24 protein-coding genes and 1 pseudogene are annotated in these 26,276 nt (G+C 44.7%); 7 read left to right on the top strand and 18 right to left on the bottom strand.

Going from position 1 to position 26,276, the window contains the following annotated elements; translation table 11 throughout:
* Nucleotides 1–81 precede the first annotated feature (81 nt).
* The 5 genes from ccmE to ccmA form a co-directional block, all read right to left on the bottom strand.
* Entirely contained in the window at nt 82–567 is a 486-nt protein-coding gene (gene ccmE / locus RNZ41_RS01630) for a cytochrome c maturation protein CcmE (protein ID WP_040404183.1), read from the bottom strand.
* Nucleotides 568–650: 83 nt separating this feature from the next.
* The gene (gene ccmD / locus RNZ41_RS01625) at nt 651–860 is read right to left on the bottom strand and encodes a heme exporter protein CcmD (protein ID WP_314027406.1); all 210 of its coding nucleotides are present in this window, start codon (nt 858–860) and stop codon (nt 651–653) included.
* A gap of 102 nt (nt 861–962) precedes the next feature.
* The gene (locus RNZ41_RS01620) at nt 963–1,754 is read right to left on the bottom strand and encodes a heme ABC transporter permease (RefSeq protein ID WP_007117160.1); all 792 of its coding nucleotides are present in this window, start codon (nt 1,752–1,754) and stop codon (nt 963–965) included.
* A gap of 105 nt (nt 1,755–1,859) precedes the next feature.
* Nucleotides 1,860–2,528: a heme exporter protein CcmB gene (locus RNZ41_RS01615; protein ID WP_100270540.1), complete on the bottom strand. Its 669-nt coding sequence runs from the start codon at nt 2,526–2,528 to the stop codon at nt 1,860–1,862.
* An 11-nt stretch (nt 2,529–2,539) separates the two neighbouring features.
* Nucleotides 2,540–3,202, bottom strand: a complete 663-nt coding sequence (ccmA, locus tag RNZ41_RS01610; RefSeq protein WP_096489381.1) for a heme ABC exporter ATP-binding protein CcmA — start codon at nt 3,200–3,202, stop codon at nt 2,540–2,542.
* 284 nt (nt 3,203–3,486) lie between these two features.
* On the opposite strand from ccmA, the gene RNZ41_RS01605 reads away from it, so the two are divergent.
* Nucleotides 3,487–4,272, top strand: coding sequence for a YbjN domain-containing protein (locus RNZ41_RS01605; RefSeq protein ID WP_314027405.1), 786 nt, complete (start codon nt 3,487–3,489; stop codon nt 4,270–4,272).
* A 68-nt stretch (nt 4,273–4,340) separates the two neighbouring features.
* On the opposite strand, the gene RNZ41_RS01600 is transcribed toward RNZ41_RS01605, so the two are convergent.
* Nucleotides 4,341–6,446, bottom strand: coding sequence for an NADPH-dependent 2,4-dienoyl-CoA reductase (locus tag RNZ41_RS01600; protein ID WP_100274085.1), 2,106 nt, complete (start codon nt 6,444–6,446; stop codon nt 4,341–4,343).
* Nucleotides 6,447–6,773: 327 nt separating this feature from the next.
* Here RNZ41_RS01600 and RNZ41_RS01595 point away from each other — a divergent pair, with 327 nt between their 5' ends.
* The 4 genes and pseudogenes from RNZ41_RS01595 (at nt 6,774) to RNZ41_RS01580 (ending at nt 11,635) form a co-directional block, all read left to right on the top strand.
* Nucleotides 6,774–7,604: a DegV family protein gene (locus RNZ41_RS01595; protein ID WP_157797033.1), complete on the top strand. Its 831-nt coding sequence runs from the start codon at nt 6,774–6,776 to the stop codon at nt 7,602–7,604.
* A gap of 157 nt (nt 7,605–7,761) precedes the next feature.
* A pseudogene (locus RNZ41_RS01590) lies at nt 7,762–9,393 on the top strand (acyl-CoA synthetase); the annotation flags it as partial.
* Nucleotides 9,394–9,841: 448 nt separating this feature from the next.
* Nucleotides 9,842–10,897: a recombinase RecA gene (gene recA / locus RNZ41_RS01585; protein WP_007115617.1), complete on the top strand. Its 1,056-nt coding sequence runs from the start codon at nt 9,842–9,844 to the stop codon at nt 10,895–10,897.
* 105 nt (nt 10,898–11,002) lie between these two features.
* On the top strand, nt 11,003–11,635 hold the full coding sequence (locus RNZ41_RS01580) for a regulatory protein RecX (protein WP_076776466.1): 633 nt from the start codon (nt 11,003–11,005) through the stop codon (nt 11,633–11,635).
* Between the two features lie 8 nt (nt 11,636–11,643).
* Here the strand turns inward: RNZ41_RS01580 and RNZ41_RS01575 are convergent, their stop codons facing one another.
* Together RNZ41_RS01575 and ffh are read right to left on the bottom strand one after the other, a co-directional pair.
* Nucleotides 11,644–12,732 (bottom strand): sulfate ABC transporter substrate-binding protein, encoded by a 1,089-nt coding sequence (locus tag RNZ41_RS01575; RefSeq protein WP_076776468.1) that lies wholly within the window; start codon nt 12,730–12,732, stop codon nt 11,644–11,646.
* Nucleotides 12,733–12,912: 180 nt separating this feature from the next.
* Complete coding sequence (ffh, locus tag RNZ41_RS01570) at nt 12,913–14,385, bottom strand: signal recognition particle protein (RefSeq protein WP_314027404.1); 1,473 nt, start codon at nt 14,383–14,385, stop codon at nt 12,913–12,915.
* Nucleotides 14,386–14,550: 165 nt separating this feature from the next.
* Here ffh and RNZ41_RS01565 point away from each other — a divergent pair, with 165 nt between their 5' ends.
* A complete protein-coding gene (locus RNZ41_RS01565; RefSeq protein WP_312524125.1) occupies nt 14,551–15,348 on the top strand; it encodes a cytochrome C assembly family protein in 798 nt (265 codons plus the stop codon).
* Nucleotides 15,349–15,431: 83 nt separating this feature from the next.
* On the opposite strand, the gene acpP is transcribed toward RNZ41_RS01565, so the two are convergent.
* The 5 genes from acpP to RNZ41_RS01540 form a co-directional block, all read right to left on the bottom strand.
* Entirely contained in the window at nt 15,432–15,674 is a 243-nt protein-coding gene (acpP, locus tag RNZ41_RS01560; RefSeq protein ID WP_007115622.1) for an acyl carrier protein, read from the bottom strand.
* Between the two features lie 183 nt (nt 15,675–15,857).
* Entirely contained in the window at nt 15,858–16,586 is a 729-nt protein-coding gene (gene fabG, locus RNZ41_RS01555) for a 3-oxoacyl-ACP reductase FabG (protein WP_062332205.1), read from the bottom strand.
* A gap of 17 nt (nt 16,587–16,603) precedes the next feature.
* Nucleotides 16,604–17,551: an ACP S-malonyltransferase gene (fabD, locus tag RNZ41_RS01550; RefSeq protein ID WP_062334799.1), complete on the bottom strand. Its 948-nt coding sequence runs from the start codon at nt 17,549–17,551 to the stop codon at nt 16,604–16,606.
* A gap of 496 nt (nt 17,552–18,047) precedes the next feature.
* A complete protein-coding gene (rpmF, locus tag RNZ41_RS01545) occupies nt 18,048–18,233 on the bottom strand; it encodes a 50S ribosomal protein L32 (RefSeq protein WP_007115626.1) in 186 nt (61 codons plus the stop codon).
* A gap of 246 nt (nt 18,234–18,479) precedes the next feature.
* Complete coding sequence (locus RNZ41_RS01540; protein ID WP_314027403.1) at nt 18,480–19,112, bottom strand: YceD family protein; 633 nt, start codon at nt 19,110–19,112, stop codon at nt 18,480–18,482.
* Nucleotides 19,113–19,256: 144 nt separating this feature from the next.
* Between RNZ41_RS01540 and RNZ41_RS01535 the strand changes: the two genes are divergently transcribed.
* The gene (locus RNZ41_RS01535; protein WP_314027402.1) at nt 19,257–20,045 is read left to right on the top strand and encodes an elongation factor P hydroxylase; all 789 of its coding nucleotides are present in this window, start codon (nt 19,257–19,259) and stop codon (nt 20,043–20,045) included.
* Nucleotides 20,046–20,098: 53 nt separating this feature from the next.
* On the opposite strand, the gene RNZ41_RS01530 is transcribed toward RNZ41_RS01535, so the two are convergent.
* The 5 genes from RNZ41_RS01530 to RNZ41_RS01510 all read right to left on the bottom strand — a co-directional run bounded on the left by RNZ41_RS01530 (nt 20,099) and on the right by RNZ41_RS01510 (nt 25,829).
* On the bottom strand, nt 20,099–20,662 hold the full coding sequence (locus RNZ41_RS01530; protein WP_309596495.1) for a c-type cytochrome: 564 nt from the start codon (nt 20,660–20,662) through the stop codon (nt 20,099–20,101).
* 178 nt (nt 20,663–20,840) lie between these two features.
* A complete protein-coding gene (locus RNZ41_RS01525; protein ID WP_309596496.1) occupies nt 20,841–21,323 on the bottom strand; it encodes a hypothetical protein in 483 nt (160 codons plus the stop codon).
* A 73-nt stretch (nt 21,324–21,396) separates the two neighbouring features.
* Nucleotides 21,397–22,113 (bottom strand): ribonuclease PH, encoded by a 717-nt coding sequence (gene rph / locus RNZ41_RS01520; protein WP_076776475.1) that lies wholly within the window; start codon nt 22,111–22,113, stop codon nt 21,397–21,399.
* A gap of 132 nt (nt 22,114–22,245) precedes the next feature.
* Nucleotides 22,246–23,982, bottom strand: a complete 1,737-nt coding sequence (locus RNZ41_RS01515; protein WP_314027401.1) for an AMP-binding protein — start codon at nt 23,980–23,982, stop codon at nt 22,246–22,248.
* A gap of 125 nt (nt 23,983–24,107) precedes the next feature.
* Nucleotides 24,108–25,829, bottom strand: coding sequence for an AMP-binding protein (locus tag RNZ41_RS01510; RefSeq protein ID WP_219300027.1), 1,722 nt, complete (start codon nt 25,827–25,829; stop codon nt 24,108–24,110).
* Nucleotides 25,830–26,276 lie beyond the last annotated feature (447 nt).

The raw sequence follows: 26,276 nt of genomic DNA, 5'->3' as shown, positions 1-26,276 counted from the left end.
TTTTAGCTACATGGCTTTCTTAGCCCGCTGATTTTTTAGCTAATTAATTTTTTACCTAAGTGGCTTTTTAGCTAAGTGAATTTATTGTTTAACAGGGGTAGCTGGCATAAACTGGGCTTGGTTGACATCCGTGCCATTGGCTTGATGCTGGGTTTTTAGTGATTTTGCTACTTCTGGCGGCATGTAATTCTCATCATGCTTTGCTAGTACCTCGCTTGCTACAAAGGTATTGCCTTCAAGTGAACCTGTGGCTACCACGCCCGAACCTTCGGCGAATAAATCTGGCAAGATGCCTTTATAAGATACCGGTACGGTGGATTTAAAATCGGTGATTTTAAATTTGACATTGAGCGGGTCTGTGCTATCTCGCTCGACACTACCACGCACGACCATGCCCCCTGCTCGGATACGGGTATCTTCAGGTGCCTTGCCTTGACTAATGGCTGTGGGGTCAAAATAATAGTCGGTTTGTTGTCCGACCGCATAAATCACAAGAACGACGGCAATGATTGCGCCAAATAAGGTTGCCATCACCCACATTAATTTTTTTTGTCGTACTTTATTCATCGCTTTTTTCATCTCACTTTTGATGAACCACACCCTATGGGGCTACTTTTCTATTATAACACCGATTAGGCCGATAGATACTATTATCCCCTGCCCTTAGCTGTACGCTGATGACGCTGTTGTTGGCGCGCCTGCTGGGTAGTGATATCTCGGTAGGTCGCTTTACGCTGACTACGACTAAAAAAGACAAGCGCGACAATGCCTAGTAAAGTCAGTAGCCAAGTTGACCACACATAACTACCATGCCCACCCATGGCGATAAACTCGGCAAAATTATGAAAATACGGGCTCATTGGCGACCTCAAGTTTGGCTAATAGATTGAAGTTATAGGATTAAAGCTAAAGGCTATAGATTTAAAAGGCGACATTTTAGCTAGGACAAGCTTAGCAATAATTTAACGATATAGCCGTTTGCATTCATCAATCACCCACTGTTTGCTGCTTTCACGTTGCAAAATCAAGGTATTGGTACGATAGATTGTCAGCGCAGCCACCAAGAAATAGCTGCCTAACATCATCAGTAACAACGGAATATACATATCGGGCGGCATTTTTGGACGCTCAGTTACGGTAAATGTCGAGCCTTGGTGTAGGGTATTCCACCAGTTGACAGAATATTTGATAATCGGCAAATTAACCGCACCGACAATCGATAAAATCGCCGCTGCTTTGCCACGACTGGCGGTATGTTCAAATGCAGCAAACAGCGCCATCACGCCTGCGTACAAAAACGCCAAAATCAGCATGGATGTCAGACGGGCATCCCATACCCAGTATGTGCCCCAAGTAGGCTTTGCCCAAATCGAGCCTGTGAGTAAACTTAACACACAAAGCATAAAGCCAATCGGCGCAATCGCTTGGGCAACCAAATTGGCGGTTTTAATTTTCCAGACCAAAAAAATCACCCCCAAGATTGCCATGCCCAGATAAATTGACATGGCTAGACTGGCAGTGGGGACATGGATAAAGATAATGCGATAGCTATTGCCTTGCAAATAGTCAGGAGGTGCAAACGCTAATCCCCAAACGGCACCCACCGCTAATAGCAGCGCAGCAATGACAGCTAAATATTTCACCCAAGGGGCAAAAATACGATAAAACTCTTTGGTGCCAACAGTTTTAAGAAACCCTTGCCAAAGGCGAGAAAAAAAGCCAGTTTTGCCAACGTTTGGGGTAATTTCTGCCATGGAATGCGCCTTGCTTTTTTTTCTAAAATGAATGTAAGCCATCAACAATAAGATAATTGTTCGCTTATTTTACTGGTATTTGGGGATTTTTTCATCTAAAAATCATCAGCTTAACCAAGCCAGTTTTAATGAAAATGCAATCACAAAAGGCGTGACGATGACTGCCAAAATACTGCCCGCCAGTAATAGGGCTAAAATCGGATAACCGTTAAGCCCCATGGCAAATTGCCCCACTGCCCCTGTGGCAAAAATCAGCACAGGGAGCTGCATCGGTAACGAAATCAATGGCACTAACACCGCGCCGTTTTTTAGCGATAATGTCAAGCTGCTGGCAATCGCTGATAAGCACAACAAAATCGGACTGCCCACCAAAATCGACGCACTCAGGGCAATGGCTGCTTGGCTGGTCAAGCCAAAAAGCGGCATCGCCAAAAATGCGAGCAGACACACCATTCCCGCACTGGTCAGCCAATGCACCATGAGCCGTACTAGCACCCAAGTGGGAATCGAGGCACGAGCGACAACCAATTGTGCCAGTGTACCGTTATCAAGTGCTGGGCGAAATAAGTTTTCCATACCCATAATCAGCGACAATAACGCTGCAATCCATACCGCAGGCACGCCTAGTTGCTGCAATAATTTTGGCTCCGTCCCCATCGCCAGTGGAAATAAGGTGATGATAATTAAAAACAACACCAGTGGATATAACCACTGCACTTTATTTTGCTGCTTGATTTGCCATTCACGTTGCCACAGGGCAGAAAAATCAATCATTGCAGTTGCCCCTAAACCATGTACAAGGTTAAATCTAATTGCTTGTTGGCGACGGCGACAGTTTGGTGACTGGTCATGAGCACTGCCCCACCGCGCTGAACGAATGTTTGCATCAAGTGTTCAATTTTGGCAATCATATTGACATCAAGCGCGGTCAGCGGCTCATCAAGTAGCCAGCAAGGAAATTGCGCTACATACTCCAGCGCAAACAGCAAACGTGCCAGACCCACGCGGCGCGTCTGCCCTGCCGAGAGTTGATAGCAGTTGATTTTCTCATAACCTGCTAACCCAACCCAATCGAGTGCTTGCTCAAGCGCCTCTGCGCTTGGTTTGATGCCATACAAGGCTAACAAAAATCGCAAATTTTGCTCAACGGTGAGTTGCAAATGAATACCCAATTGGTGCGCCACATAAAATGGCTGCACAGGTAACCCTGCCTTGCCCTGCCAGCTGATATCACCGGTCAACACAGGAATCAACCCTGCAAGCTGCATCAAAAATGTGGTTTTGCCGGTGCCATTTTCACCCACCAAATGACAAATATCGCCACGGTTTAGCACCAAATTCACCGCTTCACACAGCGGAAATTCGCCACGTTGTATGGTGACATTTTGACAGTTTAGCAGCGAACTGGTCGCCGAGATAGGTATAGCAGTGGGTGTTGGATTTGGCATAGCATTGGTTAAAATTTGCAAGTCATTAAATAGATAACAGATTAAATTGATAAACTATAGCCCTATACCCATTGTATAGATAATTGGCTAAAGTTGTGTAGAAAGCTTATTATATACTAACTTGCGACAGGTCTTTGTTATTATCCATATAAAGTATCCATATAAAGCTTGGTGATAGCATCAAAGTTTTGCCAACCTGTTTGTTAAATTTTTTGTTTTTTAACTGTTCTGCTTTTCGTTTTTCTTTCTATTTTTAGCTATTTTTTCTTGGGTAAGTGAAATCAATGTCCAAAAATCCGAAGCGTTTATGGCAACGCCTAAAACTGTTCTTTACTGCTGAAAAATCAGCGTCACTCCCTGTAGCCGATAAGACAACTGACTCTTCTGTTCAGTGTGCTGAGACAAACGAGCATACCGATGCTACTGGCTATCAGCCTTTTGCTAAAAACCCGGTCAATGCGGCGTTTGATGAACATAGCCATTCACAAGATGAACCGATTTTAGCCAGTGAGTCGCTTGATGCAGATGACGAATTAGAGATACAACCGATTACCCCCGATGACATAGAGCATATCTTAGCCAGTATGGGTTATCAATTTATGTATCACCCTGCCAGCGAACAAGATGAGCAAAGTATTCATCATTATACGATGCAAGTGTCGGATAAAGAGCGGCATTGGGGTTGTATGATTCGTTTTTTTAGTGAGCAGCAATTGATTGCGGTATACAGTGTTTATCCTACTGCGATTGCTGAAGCCAATCGCCCAGAGATGCTCGCCATGCTCGCTTATCTGAATTATGATTTGATGATTGGCAATTTGGAAATGGATGTGATGGATGGCGAGCTGCGCTTTAAGACGTCGCTTGATTTAGAGGTGACGGGGGTGAGCGAGCTAATTATGAGTTATTTGCTACAGAGTAATTTCTCGTTGTTTTCACGGCTGTATGACACCATTCGCGAGATGATTGAGCAGCCGCATACTACGCACGATTTGCAAGGTGCTGTAGACAAACTGATTGACTCTCAGCAAGCGCGCAATTTTTTCTTAGCATCTGATGCCATTCAATAACACGCGGTCGATATAAACAAAGGCGGTGACATTCATTCATCGCCTTTTTTATGACATAGTAAAAGCTGCTACAACATGGCAGCGACTTCCGCGCCTTCGCGAATGGCACGTTTGGCGTCCAATTCGCCTGCCAATTTTGCCCCACCAATCAAGTGATATTGGGCTGTCAAGTCATCACCCACGGCCGGCATTAAGTCATTGACCGATTCTTGCCCCGCGCAGATAACGATACTATCAACGCGCAATAATTGGCTATGACCGTCTGGGTTAGTAATCCAAATCCCTTCATTGGTAATTTTCTCATAGCCAATGCCGCTCACCTGTTTGACGCCATGCTTGTTGATATGAGCACGGTGCACCCAGCCTGAGGTTTTATTGAGACCTGCCCCCAAGCGACCTTTTTTACGCTGCATCAAATACACTTCACGGGTCGGGGTAATGGGCTCTGGTTTTACCAGTCCACCTTCGCTGTCATAGTGTGGGTTGGTGTCCACCCCCCACTCACGTTTCCATGAGTCTACGCTTTGCGGATGGGGTTGATAAATCACGTTACCTTGGGCATCTTTTTCAAACGGTTTAACATGGGTGGAGGTCAAATATTCGCTGACATCAAAGCCAATTCCGCCTGCACCGATCACCGCGACTCGCTTACCTGCAACTTTTTGACCCGATAGCAATTCGGCATAGCTCATCACTTGCGGTAACTCCACCCCTTCAAAGTCAAGCGCCCGTGGCACAACGCCTGTCGCAATAATCACATCATCAAACTGACCCGACTCTAGTTCCTCTTTGCTGACTTTGTGATTGAGCTTAAGCTCAATGCCTAAGCTGTCCACCAAATTGGTAAAGTAACGGATGGTCTCAAAGAACTCTTCTTTACCGGGAATCACTTTGGCATAGTTAAACTGGCCGCCGATTTTATCCTGTGCTTCAAACAAGGTGACCTGATGACCGCGTTTGGCGGCGACCGTCGCCGCTGATAAGCCTGCCATGCCTGCGCCCACTACGGCAATTTTTTTGGCTTTTTTGGCAGGTTTATACACCAGTTCAGTTTCATAACAGGCTTGGGGATTGACCAGACAGGTTGAGCGTTGGTTCTCAAATGTATGATCTAGACACGCTTGGTTACAGCCGATACAAGTATTAATTAAGTCAGTTTGTCCTAAACTGGCTTTTGTTACCCAATCTGGGTCTGCCAAGAACGGACGCGCCATTTGTACCAAGTCAGCTTGGTTATCTGCTAGCAGCTGCTCGGCAGTCTCTGGCATATTGACACGGTTGGCAGCAATCACAGGGATAGTCACGTGGCGTTTGACTTCAGCAATCACATCGGCAAATGCTGCGCGTGGCACCGACGTGACGATAGTGGGAACACGCGCTTCATGCCAGCCAATCCCCGTATTTATTATGGTCACACCGGCTTTTTCGATGGCTTTGGCGATAGTAATGACTTCATCCATGGTGTTGCCATCGGGCACCAAGTCAATCATCGACAAACGGAAGGTGATAATAAACGCTTCTCCCACCGCCTCGCGTACCGCTTTGATGACTTCAAGCGCAAAACGCATACGGTTCTCTAAACTACCGCCCCATTGGTCGGTGCGCTGATTGACGTGATTGCTTAAAAACTGATTGAGTAAATAGCCTTCTGAACCCATGATTTCAACACCATCATAGCCCGCCATTTGTGCAAGTTTGGCAGTTTTGGCATAGTCTTTGATAGTCGCCAAAATATTTTTTTCACTCATTTGACGGGGCTTGAAGGGTGAAATAGGCGACTTGATGGGACTGGCTGATACCGCCAATGGATGATAACCATAGCGACCGCTGTGCAGAATTTGCAAGATGATTTTGCAGTCATATTGGTGCACAGCTTTGGTGACTTTACGATGGTTTATCACATCGCCTTTGTGATTGAGCGTCCCGCCTGCCGGCACTAACCAACCTTCATGATTGGGCGAGATACCGCCCGTAATCATCATGGCAACACCCCCTTTGGCGCGCTCGGCAAAATAAGCGGCTAGCTTTGGATAGTTAAAAAACCGATCTTCAAGCCCTGTGTGCATCGAGCCCATCACAATACGATTTTTTAACGTGGTAAATCCTAAATCTAGGGGCTCAAAAATATGCGGATAATGGGTGTTATGAGTAGATATCCGGCTGTTATTTGACATAAATAATCCTTGGCAGTAATTTCCTTTCACTATTTGGTCACATTAAGGAATTAATCTTGTCACTTTGTCAAAGAGCTCGTTATTATAATCAATTCGTTAATGTGGGAATTCGTCAATTTGGTCACGCGATGTAGCTGTATCAACATACCTTAAGCATACATCAAACCAAAAATAGGTCAACCTATTATAAATAGTCATCTTTGAAAGCATAAGGCAAATTTTGTCCCGATGAGTCTACAAAAAAATCATGCTTATTTTTGTGATAATGCTAATATCAAGCTAGGATAAAAGTACAACCGAAGGGAAATTACTGTGAAGAAAATGATTGTGAGCACGTCTACGTCTTGTCTTGACGACCTTGGCATTCCAGAAAATGTCAAAATGTTGCCAATGAATATCCATATGGGCGGTGCCAATTATCTAGATGGACAAAACCTAAGCTTAGACAGTTTATCGCGTATTCTACTCGATACCCCCAATATCGACATCAGTACCTCTGCCCCCACTGAAAATCAGCTCATTGAATTCTTTTATCAGCTCATCAAAGAAGACGTGCAAGAAGTTTTATTCATCTGTTTGTCCTCTTCTTTAAGCCAGACCTACAAAAACTTGCTCAATATCAGCTCCATGTTTAGTCATCGCATGAAAATTTATATCTATGATTCACGCACGATTTCACATGGCGAAGCGATTCTTGTACAAGAAGCCTCACGCTTACTCAAACAAGGCACAGAAATCCCTCAAATCATCACCGAAATCAACCGCCTGCGCGATAAAATCCATATCTATTTGGCAGTTGATAACCTTAAAGGCATGATTCGTACCAAGCGTATTTCAGCCCCAGTCGGCTTTTTTGCCAATTTATTCGGTATTAAACCGATTGTAAAAGTCGAATACTCAGGTCAAATAGTCGCCTTTGAAAAGGTGCGTAGTTTTGAAAAATGTATTGAGCGACTCGCCGATGCTATCATCACCGCCGCCAATGGCAAAAAAGGTACAATGTATGTGCTTAGCGGCAATTTAAACCCTCATACCAAGTCCCTACTCAACTATTTATCGTTACGCGGTTATGCTAAAACCGAAGTTCTTCCTGCCGCCAGTGTCTCTATAGCAAATATCGGTGTATTCACACTTGGCTGCGTATTTGTCGAAGACTAAACCCTGACTGTGTTGTGCTAGCTTGTAAAACACAGTCAAGGCTTATCTATTTTGGTCATTTTTTTATATTTTATCAAAAAGCACACTGATATATAGGATTTGGTCAAAATCCTTGTTATGATAAAGGCGTTTATTTATTAACTACAGGGATGTCGTTATGCCAAACTTCCATACAGGGCTGGAAAAAAATCCTGCCAACTATACCCCGCTTACGCCCATTGATTTTATTGAGCGTACTGCTAGCATCTATCCCGATCAAACGGCGATTGTGTATAAAGATTATGAGCACAATGACCTACGGCAAAGTTGGGGCGAAACCTATAATCGCTGCCGCAAAATGTCGGATGCCCTAAAAAAACTGGGCATCGATAAAGACGATACTGTTGCAGTGCTACTGCCCAATACCCCACCCATGGTTGAAGTCGCATTTGGCGTACCGATGTCTGGTGGTGTGCTATGTACCTTAAATACCCGTTTGGACATCAATGCCTTGGTGTTTTGCCTACAGCACAGTGAAGCGAAAGTATTGATTGTCGATACTGAGTTTGAACAGCATATTGCGCTGGTTCAAGAGTCATTTCCTAATTTAATTATCATTCATGCCACCGACCCTGCCGTCACGCCCACTGAACAGTTTGGCAATATGACGTATGAAGAATTGATTGCCTCAGGAACCGACTTAGACAACTGGGAAAAACCAACTGATGAATGGGATGCCATCGCGCTCAACTACACCTCAGGTACCACAGGCATCCCAAAAGGCGTGGTGTATCACCATCGTGGTGCGACCTTAAATGCTGTCTCTAATATTTTAGATTGGGATATGCCAAAGCACCCTGTGTATTTATGGACGCTACCCTTGTTTCACTGTAATGGCTGGAGCTTTCCTTGGAGCATTGGCGAGCGCGCGGGTACCAATGTCTGCTTGCGCAAAATTGATGCTGATTTGATTTTACGGTTGATTGCCGATGAAAAGGTCACCCACTATAGCGCAGCGCCTATCGTGCACAACATGATTGCCAATGGTAATGAAGCGCTGAAAAAAGCCATCAAACATGAAGTACGTTGTAATGTCGCAGGTGCACCACCGCCTGAGTCTTTGCTCGCCAAAATGGAAGAAATGGGTTTTAAAATCACCCATGTATACGGTTTGACAGAAGTATATGGTCCCGTCACCCTGTGTGTTGAGCGCCCAGAATGGGACGATTTGACTGTCAGTGAACGCGCGCAAAAAAAATCCCGCCAAGGCATGAACTCACATTTGCTAGCGGGGTTTGATGTATTCAAACAAGGCACCACTACCCCGGTTGCAGCCGATGGTAGCGAAATTGGTGAGCTTGCTATCCGCGGTAATATGGTGATGAAAGGCTATCTAAAAAACCGCAAAGCCACCGCAGAAGCCTTTAACGGTGGCTGGTTTAAGACCGGTGACTTGGGCGTCAAATACCCAGATGGTTACATCAAAATTATGGATCGGCTCAAAGACATCATCATCTCGGGCGGTGAGAATATCTCAAGTATCGAAGTAGAAAACGTGCTGTATCGTATGCCCGAAGTGGAAAGCTGTGGGGTGGTTGCTGCTCCCCATGAAAAATGGGGTGAAGTACCGGTAGCCTTTATCGAAATCCGCGAAGGCTCAACCCTAGATCGGGAAGACATCATTGCCCATTGCCGTAAATATTTAGCAGGTTTCCAAGTGCCCAAACATATTATTTTTGCGCAAATCCCAAAAACCTCGACAGGTAAAGTGCAGAAATTTGAGCTACGTCAAGCGGCACGCTCACTGGCGCATGAAGAAGCAAAAATCACTCACCATCATCCGCAAAGCTATTTGGCAGCGACAGCCGATTCAAATCCGAGCACTGCCATGCCTAGCTCTGCCATACCTAGCAACACCCAAAAACTACCCAATGATTCACCAGAAGATGCAGCGCCCTAGTACTCAATATTAGCGCCTCGCATTGCATATCCTCACTAGGTCAGTGGGGATTTTTGTTGCAAAATATGCCTTGAAAACACCCAAAAAACACCCATTTATTTAGAGATTTTCTCATGTTATTTTTAATTAATTTTTAACAATAATAAGCGACAATATATGTCGTATATCAGTGATTTAACCCTATAATTTTCCGTATATTTTGTTATTATAGCCTTATCAATTCACTTCTTTTTTAACTTATCTCTGCTTTTAAATTTTTCCCTTTTTCATGAACCTTTTTTATTAATAAGGAGTCCTTATGGACGACAATAAAGCCAAAGCTTTAACTGCCGCTTTATCACAAATTGAAAAACAATTTGGTAAAAATACCATCATGCGCTTGGGTGATGAGTCAGCAAAAATCAACGTGGATGTAGTCTCCACAGGCTCATTGGGTTTGGATATCGCACTGGGCATTGGTGGTTTGCCAAAGGGTCGTATCGTCGAAATTTATGGTCCTGAAAGTTCGGGTAAAACCACTTTAACCTTGCAAGCAATCGCCCAATGTCAAAAACAAGGCGGTACCTGTGCTTTTATCGATGCTGAACATGCACTAGACCCTATTTATGCCAAAAAATTGGGCGTTGATGTCGACGCTTTACTTGTCACGCAGCCTGACAACGGTGAACAAGCGCTTGAAATCACTGATATGCTAGTGCGCTCAGGTGCGGTGGATATGATTGTTGTTGACTCGGTCGCTGCCCTTACCCCACGCGCAGAGATTGAAGGCGAGATGGGCGACAGCCACATGGGTCTGCAAGCGCGCTTGATGAGCCAAGCGCTACGTAAAATCACCGGTAACGCCAAACGCTCTAACTGTATGGTGGTATTCATTAACCAAATTCGTATGAAAATCGGTGTCATGTTTGGCTCGCCAGAAACCACAACCGGTGGTAACGCCCTTAAATTCTATGCGTCGGTGCGCTTGGATATTCGTCGTATTGGTGCGGTTAAAGACGGTGAAAACATCGTCGGTTCTGAGACCCGCGTTAAAGTCATCAAAAATAAACTGGCGCCGCCGTTTCGCCAAGCAGAATTTGACATTATGTATGGGACAGGTACCAATCATTTAGGTGAAGTGGTGGACTTGGGCGTCGATATTGATGCGGTCAAAAAATCGGGCGCTTGGTACAGCTACAACGACAGTAAAATTGGTCAAGGTAAAGCCAACGCTATTAGATTTTTGGAAGAAAACCCACAAATCGCCCAAGAGATTGAAGCCAAAGTGCGCGCTGCTAAGCTTGGTAATGTCGAACCTGTGCCAGAAGAAGCGCATGATGTTGAACCCCCTGAGTTTGTCGAAGGTATGCAATAATTGCCTAGCTAACCAAAACCCTAGTTTTTACTGGGGTTTTTGTTTTTATACTGCTCAACTTGTTCCCCCGCCTGTTAGCTTTTTTTAGTCACGGTTAAAACCGCTATGCCAGATCCTAAATCCTTGTTAAAAAATATCGAAAATCAGTTAATGACTGATGAACAACGCCAAGCTTACCATGACAAGCTTAAAGCTGAGAGCTACATGCGTTGGCTGGCGTTTTATTATCTTGGGCGGCGTGAGCAATCTAAAAAAGAGCTGCGGGACAAACTACTGGCTAAAGGATGTGATGCGGCGGCTATCGAAACGCTTTTGACCGAATTTGAAGCAGAAGGCTATCAAAGCGATGAGCGTATGACATCTGCATTAATCAAAGAAGGTATCGGCAAGCAGCATGGTACCCAGCGGATTTTTCAAACGTTAAAAAAACACGGCTTAACCACCGTCCGTTCGGTCAGTGCGATTAATGCATGGATTGAGATGCACAATGATTTTTTTGAAGATTTATTACTCAATGATATTGAATCAGACACGGCGGATGACGACCCAGATGAGGCCTATGAAGTGGATTGGCTTGCCCAAGCAGTGGCAGCACGGGTACGAAAATACGGTGATGCCATCCCGACGGAGCCTAAAGAAAAAGCCCGTCAACTGCGATTTTTGCAATATCGGGGCTTTGCTGCCGATGTGTGTTTTGATGCCTTAAAGTATGACTTAACTACCCTCGCCAATCGCTAGAGCCACGGTTATTTTTTTACCGCCAATTGGTCAAAAATTGCGCCATCTTTAAAAAACTTGCTCATAATCTCATCCCAGCTACCAAAAACTTGATTTGGCTCAAACGTGGCAATTGCAGGAAATTGGCTTTGGTATTTTGCCAAAGTCGCCGCATCCACAGGGCGCAAATAATTCTTCGCCATAATCTCTTGGGCAGGCGTATCCCACAAACCTTTTAAATAGGCTTTTGCCAATTCAGTGGTACCTTTTTGCTCGGTAACGGCATTCACCACAGCGACAGGGTTACTAATCTTGACCGAATAGCTGGGATAAATAATCTGTAAGTTTTTATCGGCAAATTCTTTTTTGGTGATTTGTGCCTCATTCTCTGTGGTAATCAGCACATCACCGATTTCTCGTTGTAAAAAGCTTGTTGTCGCTGCCCTTGCGCCACTGTCATACACTGCCACATTGCTCAAAATTTGCTTCACCAGCGTTTTGGTTTTGGCTTCGTCATTATTGAAGTGATGCAAGCCATATCCATACGCACCCAAGAAACCATATCGCGCTGTACCACTGGTTTTTGGATTGGCAATCACGATACTGACACCGGGTTTTGCCAAGTCATCCCAGTCTTTGATTTGCTTGGGGTTGTTGTTGCGAACTAATAGTACCATGGTGCTGGTATAAGGTACCGCGTTATTGGGAAACGCTTGTTGCCAGTTTTTATCCACCAAGCCTTTTTTCACCAGCAGTTCTACATCTGAGGTTTGGTTCATGGTCACCACATCCGCTTTAAGCCCATTCGCCACGCTCAAGGCTTGTTTACTTGAGCCGCCATGCGATTGCTGGATAGTGACGGCTTGTTTTTGCTGCCCCGTAAAAATCGGGTTGTATTCTTTATACAACTCGCGGGACACGTCGTAAGATACGTTTAGCAAAGATACACCATTGCCGTTAGCGGCTGAAGCGCTGGCTGCACTCTCGTTTTTAGGTGGGGCTTTTTGGCAGGCAGTTAAGCTTGCCACTGCCATCACTGAAATACCGGCTAATGTAAATATTTTACCTTTAGAGTAAGTACGGGTGGTGAATGGGTGAGTTTGGGTCGCGTTTGTCATGTTTTCCTCATAAGTTTTCAAAGTGCCAAGCTAAACATCCAATGGCTTAATGATTGAAAATATAGTAAGGATTTTTAATTATACTGTCTTGGAATATTTAATACTTTCATTATTCCTTAGATGAATAAAAAAGCCCGTAATGCATACGGGCTTTGAAAGCACAATTCTGCGATTAAAATTTTAAAAACGGGTTTTGAATTTTGGCGCAACTGGATTGGCTTGGCCGTTAACTGTCGTAGTATTTGCACCTGCTTGGTTGTTTTGTCCGAATAATGGACCACCGCCACCGCCACCGCCCATGCCTTTGGTCAACCCTTGCACCGCTTTCATCATTTTGCTGATGCCCGATGGGTCAGATAACATTTTCATCATTTTTGCCATTTGCTTGTGCTGCTTTAACAGCTGATTGACGTGCTGTACGTCTTTACCCGCGCCTGCCGCGATACGGCGTTTACGGCTTGGGTTGATTTTATCGGGGTTTTTACGTTCAAATGGGGTCATGGAATGAATGAGTGCTTCCATTTCTTTGACCTTTTCTTCTGGTTTGGCATCTGATACCGCTTTTTGAACATCCGCACCGCTCATGCCTGGCATCTTATCCAAGAAGCCCGCCATGCCGCCCAAATTCTTCATTTGTTGGAATTGGGTTAGCAAATCCTCAAGGTCAAACTCGCCGCCTTTTTGGATTTTTTTCGCCATTTTTTCGGCTTTTTCGCGGTCAATTTTTTGCTCGACTTCTTCGACCAGTGACAGCACGTCACCCATGCCCAAGATACGCTGTGCGACACGCTCAGGGTGGAAGGGCTCAAGCGCGTCAAGTTTTTCACCACGACCCAAGAATTTGATCGGTTTGCCAGTGATGGCACGTACCGATAACGCCGCACCACCGCGCGCATCACCGTCAGTCTTGGTCAAAATCACGCCAGTCAAAGGTAGCGCATCATTAAAGGCTTTTGCCGTATTTGCCGCATCTTGACCGGTCATTGAGTCAACCACAAACAAGGTTTCTGACGGAGTGACGGCTGCGGTTAAGGCTTTGATTTCGTCCATCATGGCTTCGTCGATGTGCAGACGACCTGCGGTATCGATAATCAAAATATCTTGAAACTGTACTTTGGCTTGTTCGATGGCGCGTTTGGCGATATCAATCGGGTTTTGGTCAGCACTTGATGGCACAAAACTGGCTTTGACTTGCTCAGCGACTTGCTCAAGCTGCTTGATTGCCGCGGGGCGATAGACGTCCGCAGAGACTAGCATGACTTTTTTCTTATGGCGCTCTTGCAGATATTTGGCAAGTTTACCGGCTGTGGTGGTTTTGCCCGCTCCTTGCAAGCCCGCTAGCAAATATACAACGGGTGGTTTGCCTGTCATTTCAAGTGATTGGTTAGCACTGCCCATCATCTCGGTCAGTTCGTCATAGACGATTTTAACAAAGGCTTGACCCGGGGCGAGTTCTTTAAGGACTTCTTGACCTAGGGCTTTGTCTTTTACCCGTGACACAAAATCGCGCGTCACTGGCAAGGCGACATCAGCTTCTAGTAGTGCCATACGCACTTCACGCAAGGTGTCTTTGATGTTGTCTTCAGTTAGCTGCCCTGTACCAGAGATACTACGTAAACTCGTCGACAGGCGTTCGGTTAAGGTTTCAAACATATAATTTCTCTAATCTATTGCTATCAATTTTATAATCTTACTATTTTATGCTAAATTAGCTAAAACTGCTAATATAATACCGATAAAATCGCGATTTGTTGCATGGGTCATGCTAGTATAACCATCGCATTTTGCACGTATTTGATGATTTTTAATGAGGCTAGGGTGTTTGTAATCTTTGTACTTGCGTTAGTCTGTTATGGCTTAACTACCGTCTATTTGATGTGGGCAGTTACGCAACAAAAGCCCATCCGTAAAGGCATGGTGCTTGGGCAATTGCTGATTGGGTTATTGGGTCATGCGGTGGTGTTATATCCTGATATCATTACCCAAGGCGGGCTAAACTTTAATATTTTTAATGTCGTGTCGTTGACGACATTGTTTATGCTGTTATTTTATTGGGGGTTTTGTCTTTACCGCCAAATTTTGCCGCTTGGGATTTTGGCAACGCCGTTGGCATTTTTGGGCATGATGATTGGTTTTTTTGGCGATGCACCCTATCACCCGCTATCAACCATCAGTCCTATCTTACAAGCCCATATCATCATGTCTTTGGCTGCCTATTCGGTACTATTTATGGCAGCGATTGCCGCGATTATGCTACGGCTACAAATCAGCGAACTCAAACGTCAAACCTTTCACCGTGTCTGGGTCGATAAACTACCTTCACTCCAAAGCATGGAAGCCTTGCTGTTTGATATGATTACTGTCGGTTTTGGCCTATTGTCGATTTCGCTGTTGTTGGGCTTTATCGATACTACCAATTTACTGGCGCAGCATTTGGTACACAAGACTGTGTTTAGTCTGTTGTCTTGGCTGGTATTTGGGGCGTTATTGGTTGGACATTGGCGCTTTGGCTGGCGAGGTCAACGCGCGGCTAATATGACGCTATATGGTGTGATTTTGCTTGGCTTGGCGTTTATCGGGACGAAGTTTGTGTTGGAGCTGATTTTAAACAAATAAAAACCCCAATTTTATCGCTAAAACTGGGGTAAAATGCCGCTTAACTAAGTGATAAGTAAGCGGCTAAATTAAATAACTAGCAATTAGTTAGCCAATTTTGATTGTACGTAGCTGATAGCACTTTGCACCGTGGTCAATTGTGCGCTGTCTTCGTCAGGAATGGTAATACCAAATTCGTTTTCAAAAGACATCACCAATTCAACAAGGTCAAGTGAATCTGCACCGAGGTCATCCATAAATGAAGATTCATTTTTGATGTCTTCTGCATTCACGCCTAATTGCTCAGCTACTGCGGCTTTTACTTTTTGTTCGATTTCGTTACTCATGCTTCTCTCCTTGCATTGGGGTATATGATATATCGAGTAAACTACATATTAGAGCATATTATCATGCTCATTGCCTATTTCAAAATAAAATAATGCAACCTGTTACTATTTCAAAAACTGTATTTTAAGTTCAAAAACTGCATTTTAACGCTCGTTAGGTTGGTGTTTGGCAGGCTAAACCATTTACATGTACATGCCGCCATTGACGTCAAGCACAGTGCCGGTAATATAACCTGCTTCTTCACTTGCCAAGAAATTTACCGCAGCGGCGATGTCTTCAGGTTTGCCCAGTCTGACTAGCGGAACGGCATTAAGCATGGATTGAATCAATGCTTCATCAAGCTCGCTAGTCATGTCGGTGTCGATAAAGCCTGGTGCCACGCAGTTGACGGTGATTTGGCGTGATCCAATCTCCCGAGCCAGTGAGCGGGTAAACCCTTCAATACCTGCTTTGCTTGCCGTATAGTTGGTTTGTCCGGCATTGCCCATCGCAGCGACTACGGAAGTGATATTAATAATGCGACCCTGCCGCGCTTTCATCATGCCTTTTATGGCGCGTTTACTGGTGCGAAACACCGAGGTCAAATTCACGTCGAGCACGCGCTCCCAGGCATTGTCATCCATCCGCATGAGCAGACCATCTTGGGTAATACCGGCATTGTTGACTAGTACCTGTACATTGCCAAATTCTTTTTCAATGCTATCAAATAACTGGTTGATTTGCTCGGCATCTTGCACATTGAGCACGCGACCTGCACCACCCAATTCCTGTAGGTAATCATTGACTGCCGCTGCGCCTTCTTCACTGGTAGCAGTGCCGATGACAAGATAGCCTTCATTTGCCAGACGTTTGGCGATTGCTTGACCAATCCCACGGCTAGCGCCTGTCACTAATGCAATACGTTGAGTCATATACTTCCTTGGTTTTTTTATTGGGCTGATAATTGTTGTTTTATATTATCTAGTTTAGCCACTGTATCGGTCGCTAGAGTGTTAATTTTCTGCGCTTGACGTTTGGCTAGTCCTGTCAGCACGCTACCACTGCCACATTCGATTTGTAAGCTGACTTGCGCGTCTGCTAAATTATTCTCAATAGTCGACCATAACACGGGCATATTGAGTTGCTCAATCAAGGCTTGTTTGATTGCAGTGACATCGGTTTCTACCCGTGCATGGCGATTTTGTATCACCGGAATGCTGGGTGGGTTAAATGTCACGTTTTCCAATTCTGCGGCAAGCTTATCGGTGGCAGGTGTCATCAGCTGGCAATGTGATGGTACACTAACTTTTAGCGGCATGCTTTTTTTACCGAGTGAAGCAATTTTCTCTGACGCTAAATCCACGCCTGCCACATTGCCTGCAATTACCACTTGCCCTGGCGCGTTAAAATTGGCTGGACTGACCACTGCCTGCGTATGCTCCGCTACCACAGCATCACATATTTGTTGTACATCTTCATCAGGGAGACCTAAAATCGCCGCCATTTTGCCTGTTTGTGATTGCATGGCGGCGCTCATATACTGGCCACGATGATGCACCAGCTTTACCGCATCTGCCAAACTCAACACCCCAGCGGCACACAGCGCACTGTATTCACCCAGTGAATGCCCGGCAACATATGCCGGCTGTAAATCAAGCTCATCGCGCAGCACCCGCCAAATTGCCATACTAGCGGTCAATAGTGCAGGTTGGGTATACGCAGTATCATCTAAAGACGCGGCACCTGACGCCCCTTGGCATATCGCCCACAAGTCAAACCCAAGCGCTTTTGAGGCTTCATCAAACGTTGCTTTGACAGTAGGATACTGGGCTGCCCAATCGTTTAGCATGCCCACACTCTGCGAGCCTTGTCCTGGGAAAATCACAGCATATTTCATAGAGGCAGCATTGTCTTGGGATGAAGTGGCTGGTTGATTTGCGCTGGTTTGGCTTTGCATTGGGTTATCCATAATGTCCTAACTTATTATATTGTACTGCTTATGTTGTACCGCTTATGTTGTATTGCGTCTACTAGACCGCTAAAAAACATGGTCAAAAAAATTTGCTTAGGCGATTTTTTGGTCGATTACTTTACCAAAAGTTATCAGCAAAATCAAAATGGCGTCAGTAGCTTAGATTGACGTTATAAGCTTATCAAACTTAACTGGCAATAATATAACTTACTATCAAGCCAGTAGGCAAAGTAAGCCAGTAAATTTATGTGTACAATTGTACTCTGATTATTATGGCATATTGAAAAAAAAATTCTAGTTTTTTCTTTCGGGTATTTTTACATCAAAAACAAATAAAAAAAGGCTGATGAATTATCATCAGCCTTTTTGGTGCTTAGCCAATGCATACTAAGCTATGTCAAAGCCCTACATTTTGCGTTAATTATTCAGCAACGGCTGCTACTTTGAATAATTGACGACCACGGTAAAAACCGTCTTTGGTCGCATGGTGACGGATGTGTTTTTCACCAGTGGTTGCATCTACAGCAACAGCATTGATTGTGATGCGGTCGTGTGAACGACGCATATCACGGCGTGAACGGCTTTTACGGTTTTGTTGAACAGCCATGAGGTTAGCTCCTGTGCTTCTCGCTATTAAAACATCGTTCCCTTAACCTCATTACATCATCATGCAAACAACTTGGTATCGATATTTGGCATGGATATAAGGCAAACTATTGGAACAGACAATCAGATAAATTTATAAACGCCATATTATACGTAAAAAAACCCATTTAGCAAAGCCTTAACCGACATTTAGTGGCAAGTTTTTGTTACTACATGTATGACGGCGTATATAATGGCGTGGTTGTTATTAACTTTTTAGGCTTGCCAGTACCGCAAACGGATTTTCTTTTTCTGCCACTGCCTCTGGCAACTCGCCTACCTCAGTGACTGCCATTTCGCAGTCATCATGCTTGGGCGCTAATGGCAAATCAACCAATAACTCATCTTCAATCATTGGTAATAGCCACAGTTTATTGTCATCCGTTAGCTCATCAATCAGGATGATTTCTGTGCCTTCATCAAGCAATGCGACGTGATTTTCATCTTCAAGCAGTGCAAGCTCACTATCGACATCCAGACTCACTGCAACGGGGTCTAGGCAGCGCTGGCAGGTTTGCCAAAGCGCGCCCGTGGTATGTAATTGCCAAAATACCACGTCCCCTTTTTTCTGGATATCTAATATCACATCCAGTGGCTGATCGTTGTCATGATGTTCATCACCCAAGGCATAGATACGTGGCAAATCCTTGAGACTCACCTTGCCTTCCCAGTGATAATGGTTATCGTTGTTATGCTCCCAACGTGCCAAGTCAATAAACTTAACCAAGCTGGCACTGGCGCCAATCTCACTGGTGGTGTTATTGGCGGTTTTGGATGGGGCAGTTGTCGGTACATCTTGCGATGATTGTGATGGCACGTTTGATAAAGAATGTAGCGTCATTTCACCGCTCCTTTTAATTATGTTGCGTTGTAGTATAAAGCATACTGACGTCCATTGCATGGTAGCATGTTGTAGGCGTGATTTCCTAGTCGATGCGGGCGGTTAAATTGTATAATAGCAATTTTTATCAACCCTACTTTTGCTATGTCCACACACCTATCGCCACTATCCGCACAAATATCACCACCAACCCTTGCTATTTTTCCCTTTATGACGCTGCCTTTTGTCAGTCAATTCGCGGTGGCGCCTGTGTTAGCCAATGATATTGACACAACTGTGATTGACCAACAAAGTGCGAATTTAGCATTAAGGGTTAATTTTTTGCCCGTACTCGCCAGTATATCAAAGACAAAAAATCGCCCTTTGACTGACTTTCAATGGGTATCGGTGGAAGCATTACAAGTGCAATGGCTGATAGGTTGGTTCAAACGGTGGTTTTGCCATCGTGATACGATTTTGGTCAAAGGCGAGCATGAGCCTGAGTATTTTGCCGCGACTGATACCGAGCCTGCCAAAATTGTGTTTGCGCATGGATTTTTTGCCAGTGCCTTGCATGAAATTAGCCATTGGTGTATGGCAGGTCAAAAACGCCGATTGCTCAATGACTTTGGCTATTGGTATGCGCCCGATGGACGTAATCAGCAGCAGCAGCAACAGTTTGAACAAGTGGAAATCCTGCCGCAGGCGATTGAATGTTTATTAACGCTGGCCTGCAACAAACCCTTTAGCGTGTCTAAAGATAATTTGTTTGCTGATTTTGATACCAGTCAGAGCACTTTTGAAGCCGATGTACAAGCCCAAGCGGTGAAGTTTTGGCAAACGGGGCAAAAACTGTCAACCGATGCCAAAGTGTTGCTAAGCCAGTTAATCAAACTGCGCCCGCTACCATTGACCTCGTTTGATATCTCTCACAATTTTATCAAAGCGAATTAAATCAATAAAAAAGGCAGTCATTGAACGCTGCCTTTTTTATTAGGGATAAAAAATTAGTCTTCTTTATATTTGTCATGACAGGATTTACAGCTAGCGCCCAAATCGCCAAATTGGGTTTTAATGCCATCGACACTGGTTGCAGTTGCAGCGGCGGCATTAAGGGCACTGGCAGCGGTTTTAAATTTATCAATCTGCTGTTGGAACCCTGCAGCATCGCGCCAAATTTCATCTTTTGCTTCACCGCCTTTGGCTGTCTCTGGATAATGCACCCAAGGATTTTGGTTAAGTTTCTCGGCGGCGGCTTTGACTTGCGCGGCATCAAATTTGCTTGGATCTTTAACCATCGCACCAATGGTCTGGTTGGTTTTTTTCCAATCTTTCATGATTCTTTCACGCGCTTTTTTGTGGTCTTCTGGCGTCATGTTAGGGTCAACTGCCGTGGTCGACGTCGTTGTGGTACTTACCGTAGCGGTTGCCGTTGCACCATTGGCGCTAGCGGTAACTGTGGTAGCTGGCGCTGAAGCAGTAGTGGTGGTGGTGGTTTCTGTTTTTTTATTACAGCCTACCAGCGCCATCGCAACGATAAATGGGGTGGCAAATTTTAATGCAGTCGACATCGTCCTTTCCTTCCATGTTTTTGGTTTATATTGGTTTAATAATGAATGTTATTATCAGAGTGTGGATTAATCATCTCTAAGGATTTTAACAATTATTGGCAAAAAAATTATTATGATTTGGTAACTAAGCCTAACCACTGTGCCTAACCACTATGTGAGATAGGGTGTGGTTTTTTGATTAAGTGCTTTGTAGTTTGATTGCTTTGCCTTGGGCTTTGATGGGCTTACCTTGTAGGACGGCTTGGGCGATTTTGATATGTTTAGGGTCATGAAAACCTGTGATGTGATACAAGGTTAGACCGTCAGCATTGTAGATGATCATGCCATCGATTGTGTGCTCAATGCTATCGCTAGGCAATAATTGATAACTTGTGACTTTAGCACCTTGGTGATGGCTAAAACCTTGTTGGGTCAGTCGCAGTTCACCCCCTGTCAAAGTGGCCACCTCTTTTTTTCGGTTGAATGATTGCCACGCAACACCTGCGATGATGGCTAGTAAAATCATCAGCGAGCCGATGGCGACTGAGAGCATTTTAAATGCCATCAATAGCCCTACCCCGGCAATGGCGATACCCATCCAGAGTATTTGGGTCAGCTTGTTTGGTGTCACCGCTTGACTTTGCAAACCAATGGTAACGCCTGTCTCGGTGACTTTTAACATAATCATCTCTATAACGATTTCAAGGGCGTAGCGCCTACGCCCTTACTAGCCCAGCTTGTTTTGTTAGGCTATTTTACCAACCTAGCACTGCTTGTTGTTCGGCAATCAGCTGTTTGATACCTTCTTCAGCAATCGCTAGCATTTCGTCCACTTGCGCACGGGTAAAAGGTTTTTCTTCGGCAGTGCCTTGAATCTCAATAAACTCGCCTTTTTGCGTCATCACGACGTTAAGATCTGTGTCACAGCTTGAGTCTTCGCTATAGTTCAAATCCAAGAGTACTTCACCATTTTTGATGCCCACAGAGACCGCTGCTACCAAGCCAACCAAAGGATCGGCTTTGAGTTTTTTGGCGGCTTGCAGTTTTTCTAACGCATCGACCAATGCCACAGCCGCACCGGTGATACTGGCAGTACGAGTACCGCCATCGGCTTGCAGCACGTCACAGTCGATATGGATGGTATTTTCCCCAAGCTTTTCAAGATCTACCATCGCTCGTAAGCTACGGCCAATCAACCGCTGAATCTCTTGGGTACGACCTGATTGTTTACCTTTAGCGGCTTCGCGTTGGGTACGCTCGTGGGTCGCACGTGGCAACATACCGTATTCAGCGGTAATCCAGCCTTTACCTGTGCCTTTGAGCCAGCGCGGTACTTGGGTTTCGATACTGGCGGTACATAGCACTTTGGTATCGCCATAGCTGACCAGCACGGAGCCTTCGGCATGTTTGGTAAAGTTACGCACAAAACTAATTGGGCGAAGTTGGTTGTTTTCACGATTATCGATACGCATAAGATTCCCTAAAAGACCGCCTTGACGGTTTGGTAGATAGTTTTTAAGCAATGGGCAAAAATTACAGTGGTTTTATGCTACCTTGCCAACCCAGTTTTAGCAAGACAATTCCGTCGGCAACATCGCAGGTTGCTATTCAAGCCCTTCGCGCTTACGTAGCTCTTTACGTAAAATCTTACCAACATTGGACTTGGGCAGACTATCGACAAACTCGACATAGCGTGGGCGTTTGTAGCCACTTAAGTGCTGTTTACCAAACGCCAGTAGCTGCTCAGCAGTGACGCGGTTGTGTTTTCTGACCACAAATATTTTGGGCTCTTCCCCGCGCGTCGCGCTCGGCACCCCAATCGCCACGCACTCGAGCACATCGGCATGCTCGAGCATCACCGACTCAATCTCATTTGGGTAGACATTAAACCCTGACACCACAATCATGTCTTTTTTACGGTCAACGATTTTGATAAAACCGCGCTCATCAATGATGCCAATATCGCCTGTGCGTAAATAGCCTGTCGCGGTAAACGCATTAGCAGTCTCGACAGGTAGATTGCGATACCCCACCATCACTTGCGGGCCTTTGACGGCGATTTCCCCGCGTTCGCCAATGCGCACAGGTTGGTCGTTGTTGTCCAATAAGATGATGTCAGTATCAGGGGTTGGTAGCCCGACTTTGTTGGTAAATTCTGCGATAGTTAATGGATTAAAGGTAATCACAGGCGCAGTTTCTGAGAGCCCATACCCTTCGATAATCGGCAACCCTGTGATGGTATGCCATTTTTTGGCAACGCTAGGTTGGATTGCCATGCCGCCGCCAATGGTGGCTTTGAGTTGGGAAAAATCGAGCCTTCGAAATTCAGGATGCTGTATCAAGGCGCTAAATAGCGTATTGACCCCCAAAATAAAATGCGGCGGTGTACGCCTTAGCGTATTGACCAGTTCATTGATATCACGTGGATTGGGCACCAGCCTTGATGCAAAACCACGATATAAAATAAAAACACAGCAAATGGTGAATGAAAATACATGATACAGTGGCAACGACGCCAAAATAATATCTTCCTGCCCTTCTTCATCATACGCGCTGCGAATCAAAGCATCGATTTGCAGCAAATTGGCAATCACATTGCCATGACTGAGCATCGCGCCTTTTGCTGTCCCTGTGGTACCACCGGTATATTGAATTAATACGATATTCGATAACGTGAGATTTGGGCGCTCATAAGCCTTGCTAGCGCCCGCTAATAACTGACTAAAATAAATCCAATTACCTTTGGGCGGCAAATCGGTGGTCGCTGAGACCAAATTAATTAATGCACCTTTGAGCTTACTTTTTAAATCACCCAAACGACAGATGATTAAATGATGTAAATCGCGGTTAAGGTTATCGGCAATGTCTTTATAGGTATAAATAAATTTATCTAATATAAACAACGCCTTGATATCGGCATCATCCATTTGGTGCTCAAGCTCGCGACTGGTGTAGGAAGGGTTCATACTCACCAGCACCATGCCAGCACGGATGACGCCAAGAGTAATCACAGGATATTGCAAAATATTGGGCAACATCACGCCAATAGCATCGCCGACCTTGAGCCCTAACTGCTGTAAATAAGTGGCAACTTTTAGACTCAGTTTATCTAGCTGCTCGTAAGTAATCTGCTGATCATCGCAATAATACGCCACTTGCCGCGCATGTTTAGCAAACCCCGCTTCTAACATGTCAATCAGCGACGTTTGTTCATCTGGCATATCGATGGTACTACAAATGTTATAACGCTCGTAGCTAATCAGCCACGGTTGCTGATTTTCTTCCCATTCATACATCTCATGCATCGGGCGCCCATTGATTGGTAAAATAGCGTCATCCATAAACTCAGTATTACTCGTAACAGCCTATTGATATTCCCAATTTTATAAGGTTAATTGGGCGCGATGCAATAAAAAACCCAACTAATCTGATATAGAAAAGCTGGGTTTTGGCAACAAGTGTTAGCTTACTTTTTTTCTTCAAGTTTACGCAGTTCTTTACGCAGGATTTTGCCAACGTTTGATTTTGGCAATTCATCCACAAATTCAACTTTACGCGGACGCTTATAACCCGTTAACTCGCTTCGTGCATATTGCAGCAACTCTTCCTCGGTGAGGCTTGGGTCTTTACGTACCACAAACGCTTTTGGTACTTCACCGCTTTTTTCGCTCGGCACCCCAATTACCCCGACTTCTAATACTTTAGGATGCGCCGCTAGCACCTCTTCAACTTCGTTTGGATAAACATTAAATCCTGATACCAAAATCATGTCTTTTTTACGGTCAACGATTTTGAAGTAGCCTTGCTCATCAATGACAGCGATGTCACCGGTTTTGAAATAACCGTCTGCTGTCATTACTTCTGTAGTGGCTTCAGGACGCTGCCAGTAGCCTTTCATCACTTGTGGACCTTTAACTGCAATCTCACCACGCTCACCTGCTGCGACTTCATTGCCGTTGTCATCGAGCAGTTTGATATCGGTGTTGGGCATCGGGATACCAATTTTGGCACTAAATTGCTCTTGTGCCAAGGGGTTTAGGGTGGCAACGGGTGAAGTTTCGGACAAACCATAGCCTTCTAGGATATTGGTACCTGTAATACGTTTCCACTCTTCAGCGGTTGAAGGCAATACCGACATACCACCGCCTAGCGACAAACGCAATTTGCTGTGGTCTAATGCGCGAAAACCGGCGTGGTGCGCCAAGCCATTAAATAATGTGTTCACCGCAGGGAAGAACACTGGCTTATATTTTGCTAATTCTTTGACAAAACTGTCCAGGTCGCGGGGGTTTGGAATCAATACACCGGTAAAGCCCATGTTCATACATAGTAGCGCACAGGCGGTAAATGAGAAAATATGATAGAGCGGTAAGGCAATGACGACGTACTCACCCACCATTTGATTGGGGAACACTTGTCTGGCGAACTCTTGGCACTGTAGCATATTGGATACCAAGTTACTGTGGGTAAGCATCGCACCTTTAGCAACCCCTGTGGTGCCGCCAGTGTACTGTAGTACCGCAATATCACTGCCCTTGATACCCTCTGGGCGCTGATAGCGACTGGCAGACGCTTGCTTAATAACACTCTTAAAGGTCACATGCCCGTCAATTTGCCAAGCTGGAATGGCTTTTTTGACATATTTGACCACGGTATTGACGAGCATACCTTTGAAGGTACCCATCAAATCACCGATTGAACAGACGATAACGTGATCAACCATTTTTTTGCCGATATCTTGATAGGTTTTGGCAAAGTTTTCAACGATAAATAACGCTTTGGCTTGCGAGTCTTCTAACTGATGGGCTAATTCATGAGCGGTGTATAGTGGGTTGACATTGACCAAGATAAAACCTGCGCGGATGATACCAATCATACACACTGGGTATTGCAAGATATTTGGCATCATCACCGCAACGGTATCGCCTTTTTTTAGACCCAAACCCTGCAAATACGCCGCGATTTGGCGGCTATAAGTATCTAGCTGACGATAGGTCATGCTACTACCCATACACACAAAGGCATCACTACCATTGAATTGTTCGAAATTCTTTTCAAAAACATTCATTAGGTTAACTTCGTCACCGGGCATTTGCATGTTATAGTTCATGCCGTAATGCTGGTAAGTCTTTAACCAAGGTTTCTCATGATGATCGGTAAGCTTTGGCGCATGTGGCTGCGCTTCCATAGTATCGATGGGAGTATCGATGGGCGCATTGTATTGGGTATTGTTGTCAGGGGTTTGAGCTGAGGTGGTTGATTCATTCATGAGAAATGTTTTCCTTAGGTATGCGGTCTATCAGCGGATAGCATATTGATAATTAAAAGAATTTTTATAAAAAGGTCCATCCCACTACTAAAAATTATATTAAAAATCGCGGCCAAATGTGTTATTAACATACTAAATATTTACTCAATTCTCAAGCCTATTCTCTGTACTTATGGGATGATAAAAATGATTTCGCATCGAAATAGTTGTCCATTATTTAACCGTTAAAGCGGCTACAGTGTCCAATTATCTTTAAAAGGCGTTTTTGCGACACAGTTTGACGTGTAAAACTGGGCAAATTTGCCATGTCATGGATTAACACTTGTTTTTCTACTCTCAAGCTTTATGATATTTCCTCATACTTCT

This window comes from Moraxella sp. DOX410 (genome assembly GCF_032248735.1).
In the GTDB taxonomy this organism is placed as follows: domain Bacteria; phylum Pseudomonadota; class Gammaproteobacteria; order Pseudomonadales; family Moraxellaceae; genus Faucicola; species Faucicola tetraodonis.
This window is presented reverse-complemented; position numbering and strand designations above follow the sequence as displayed.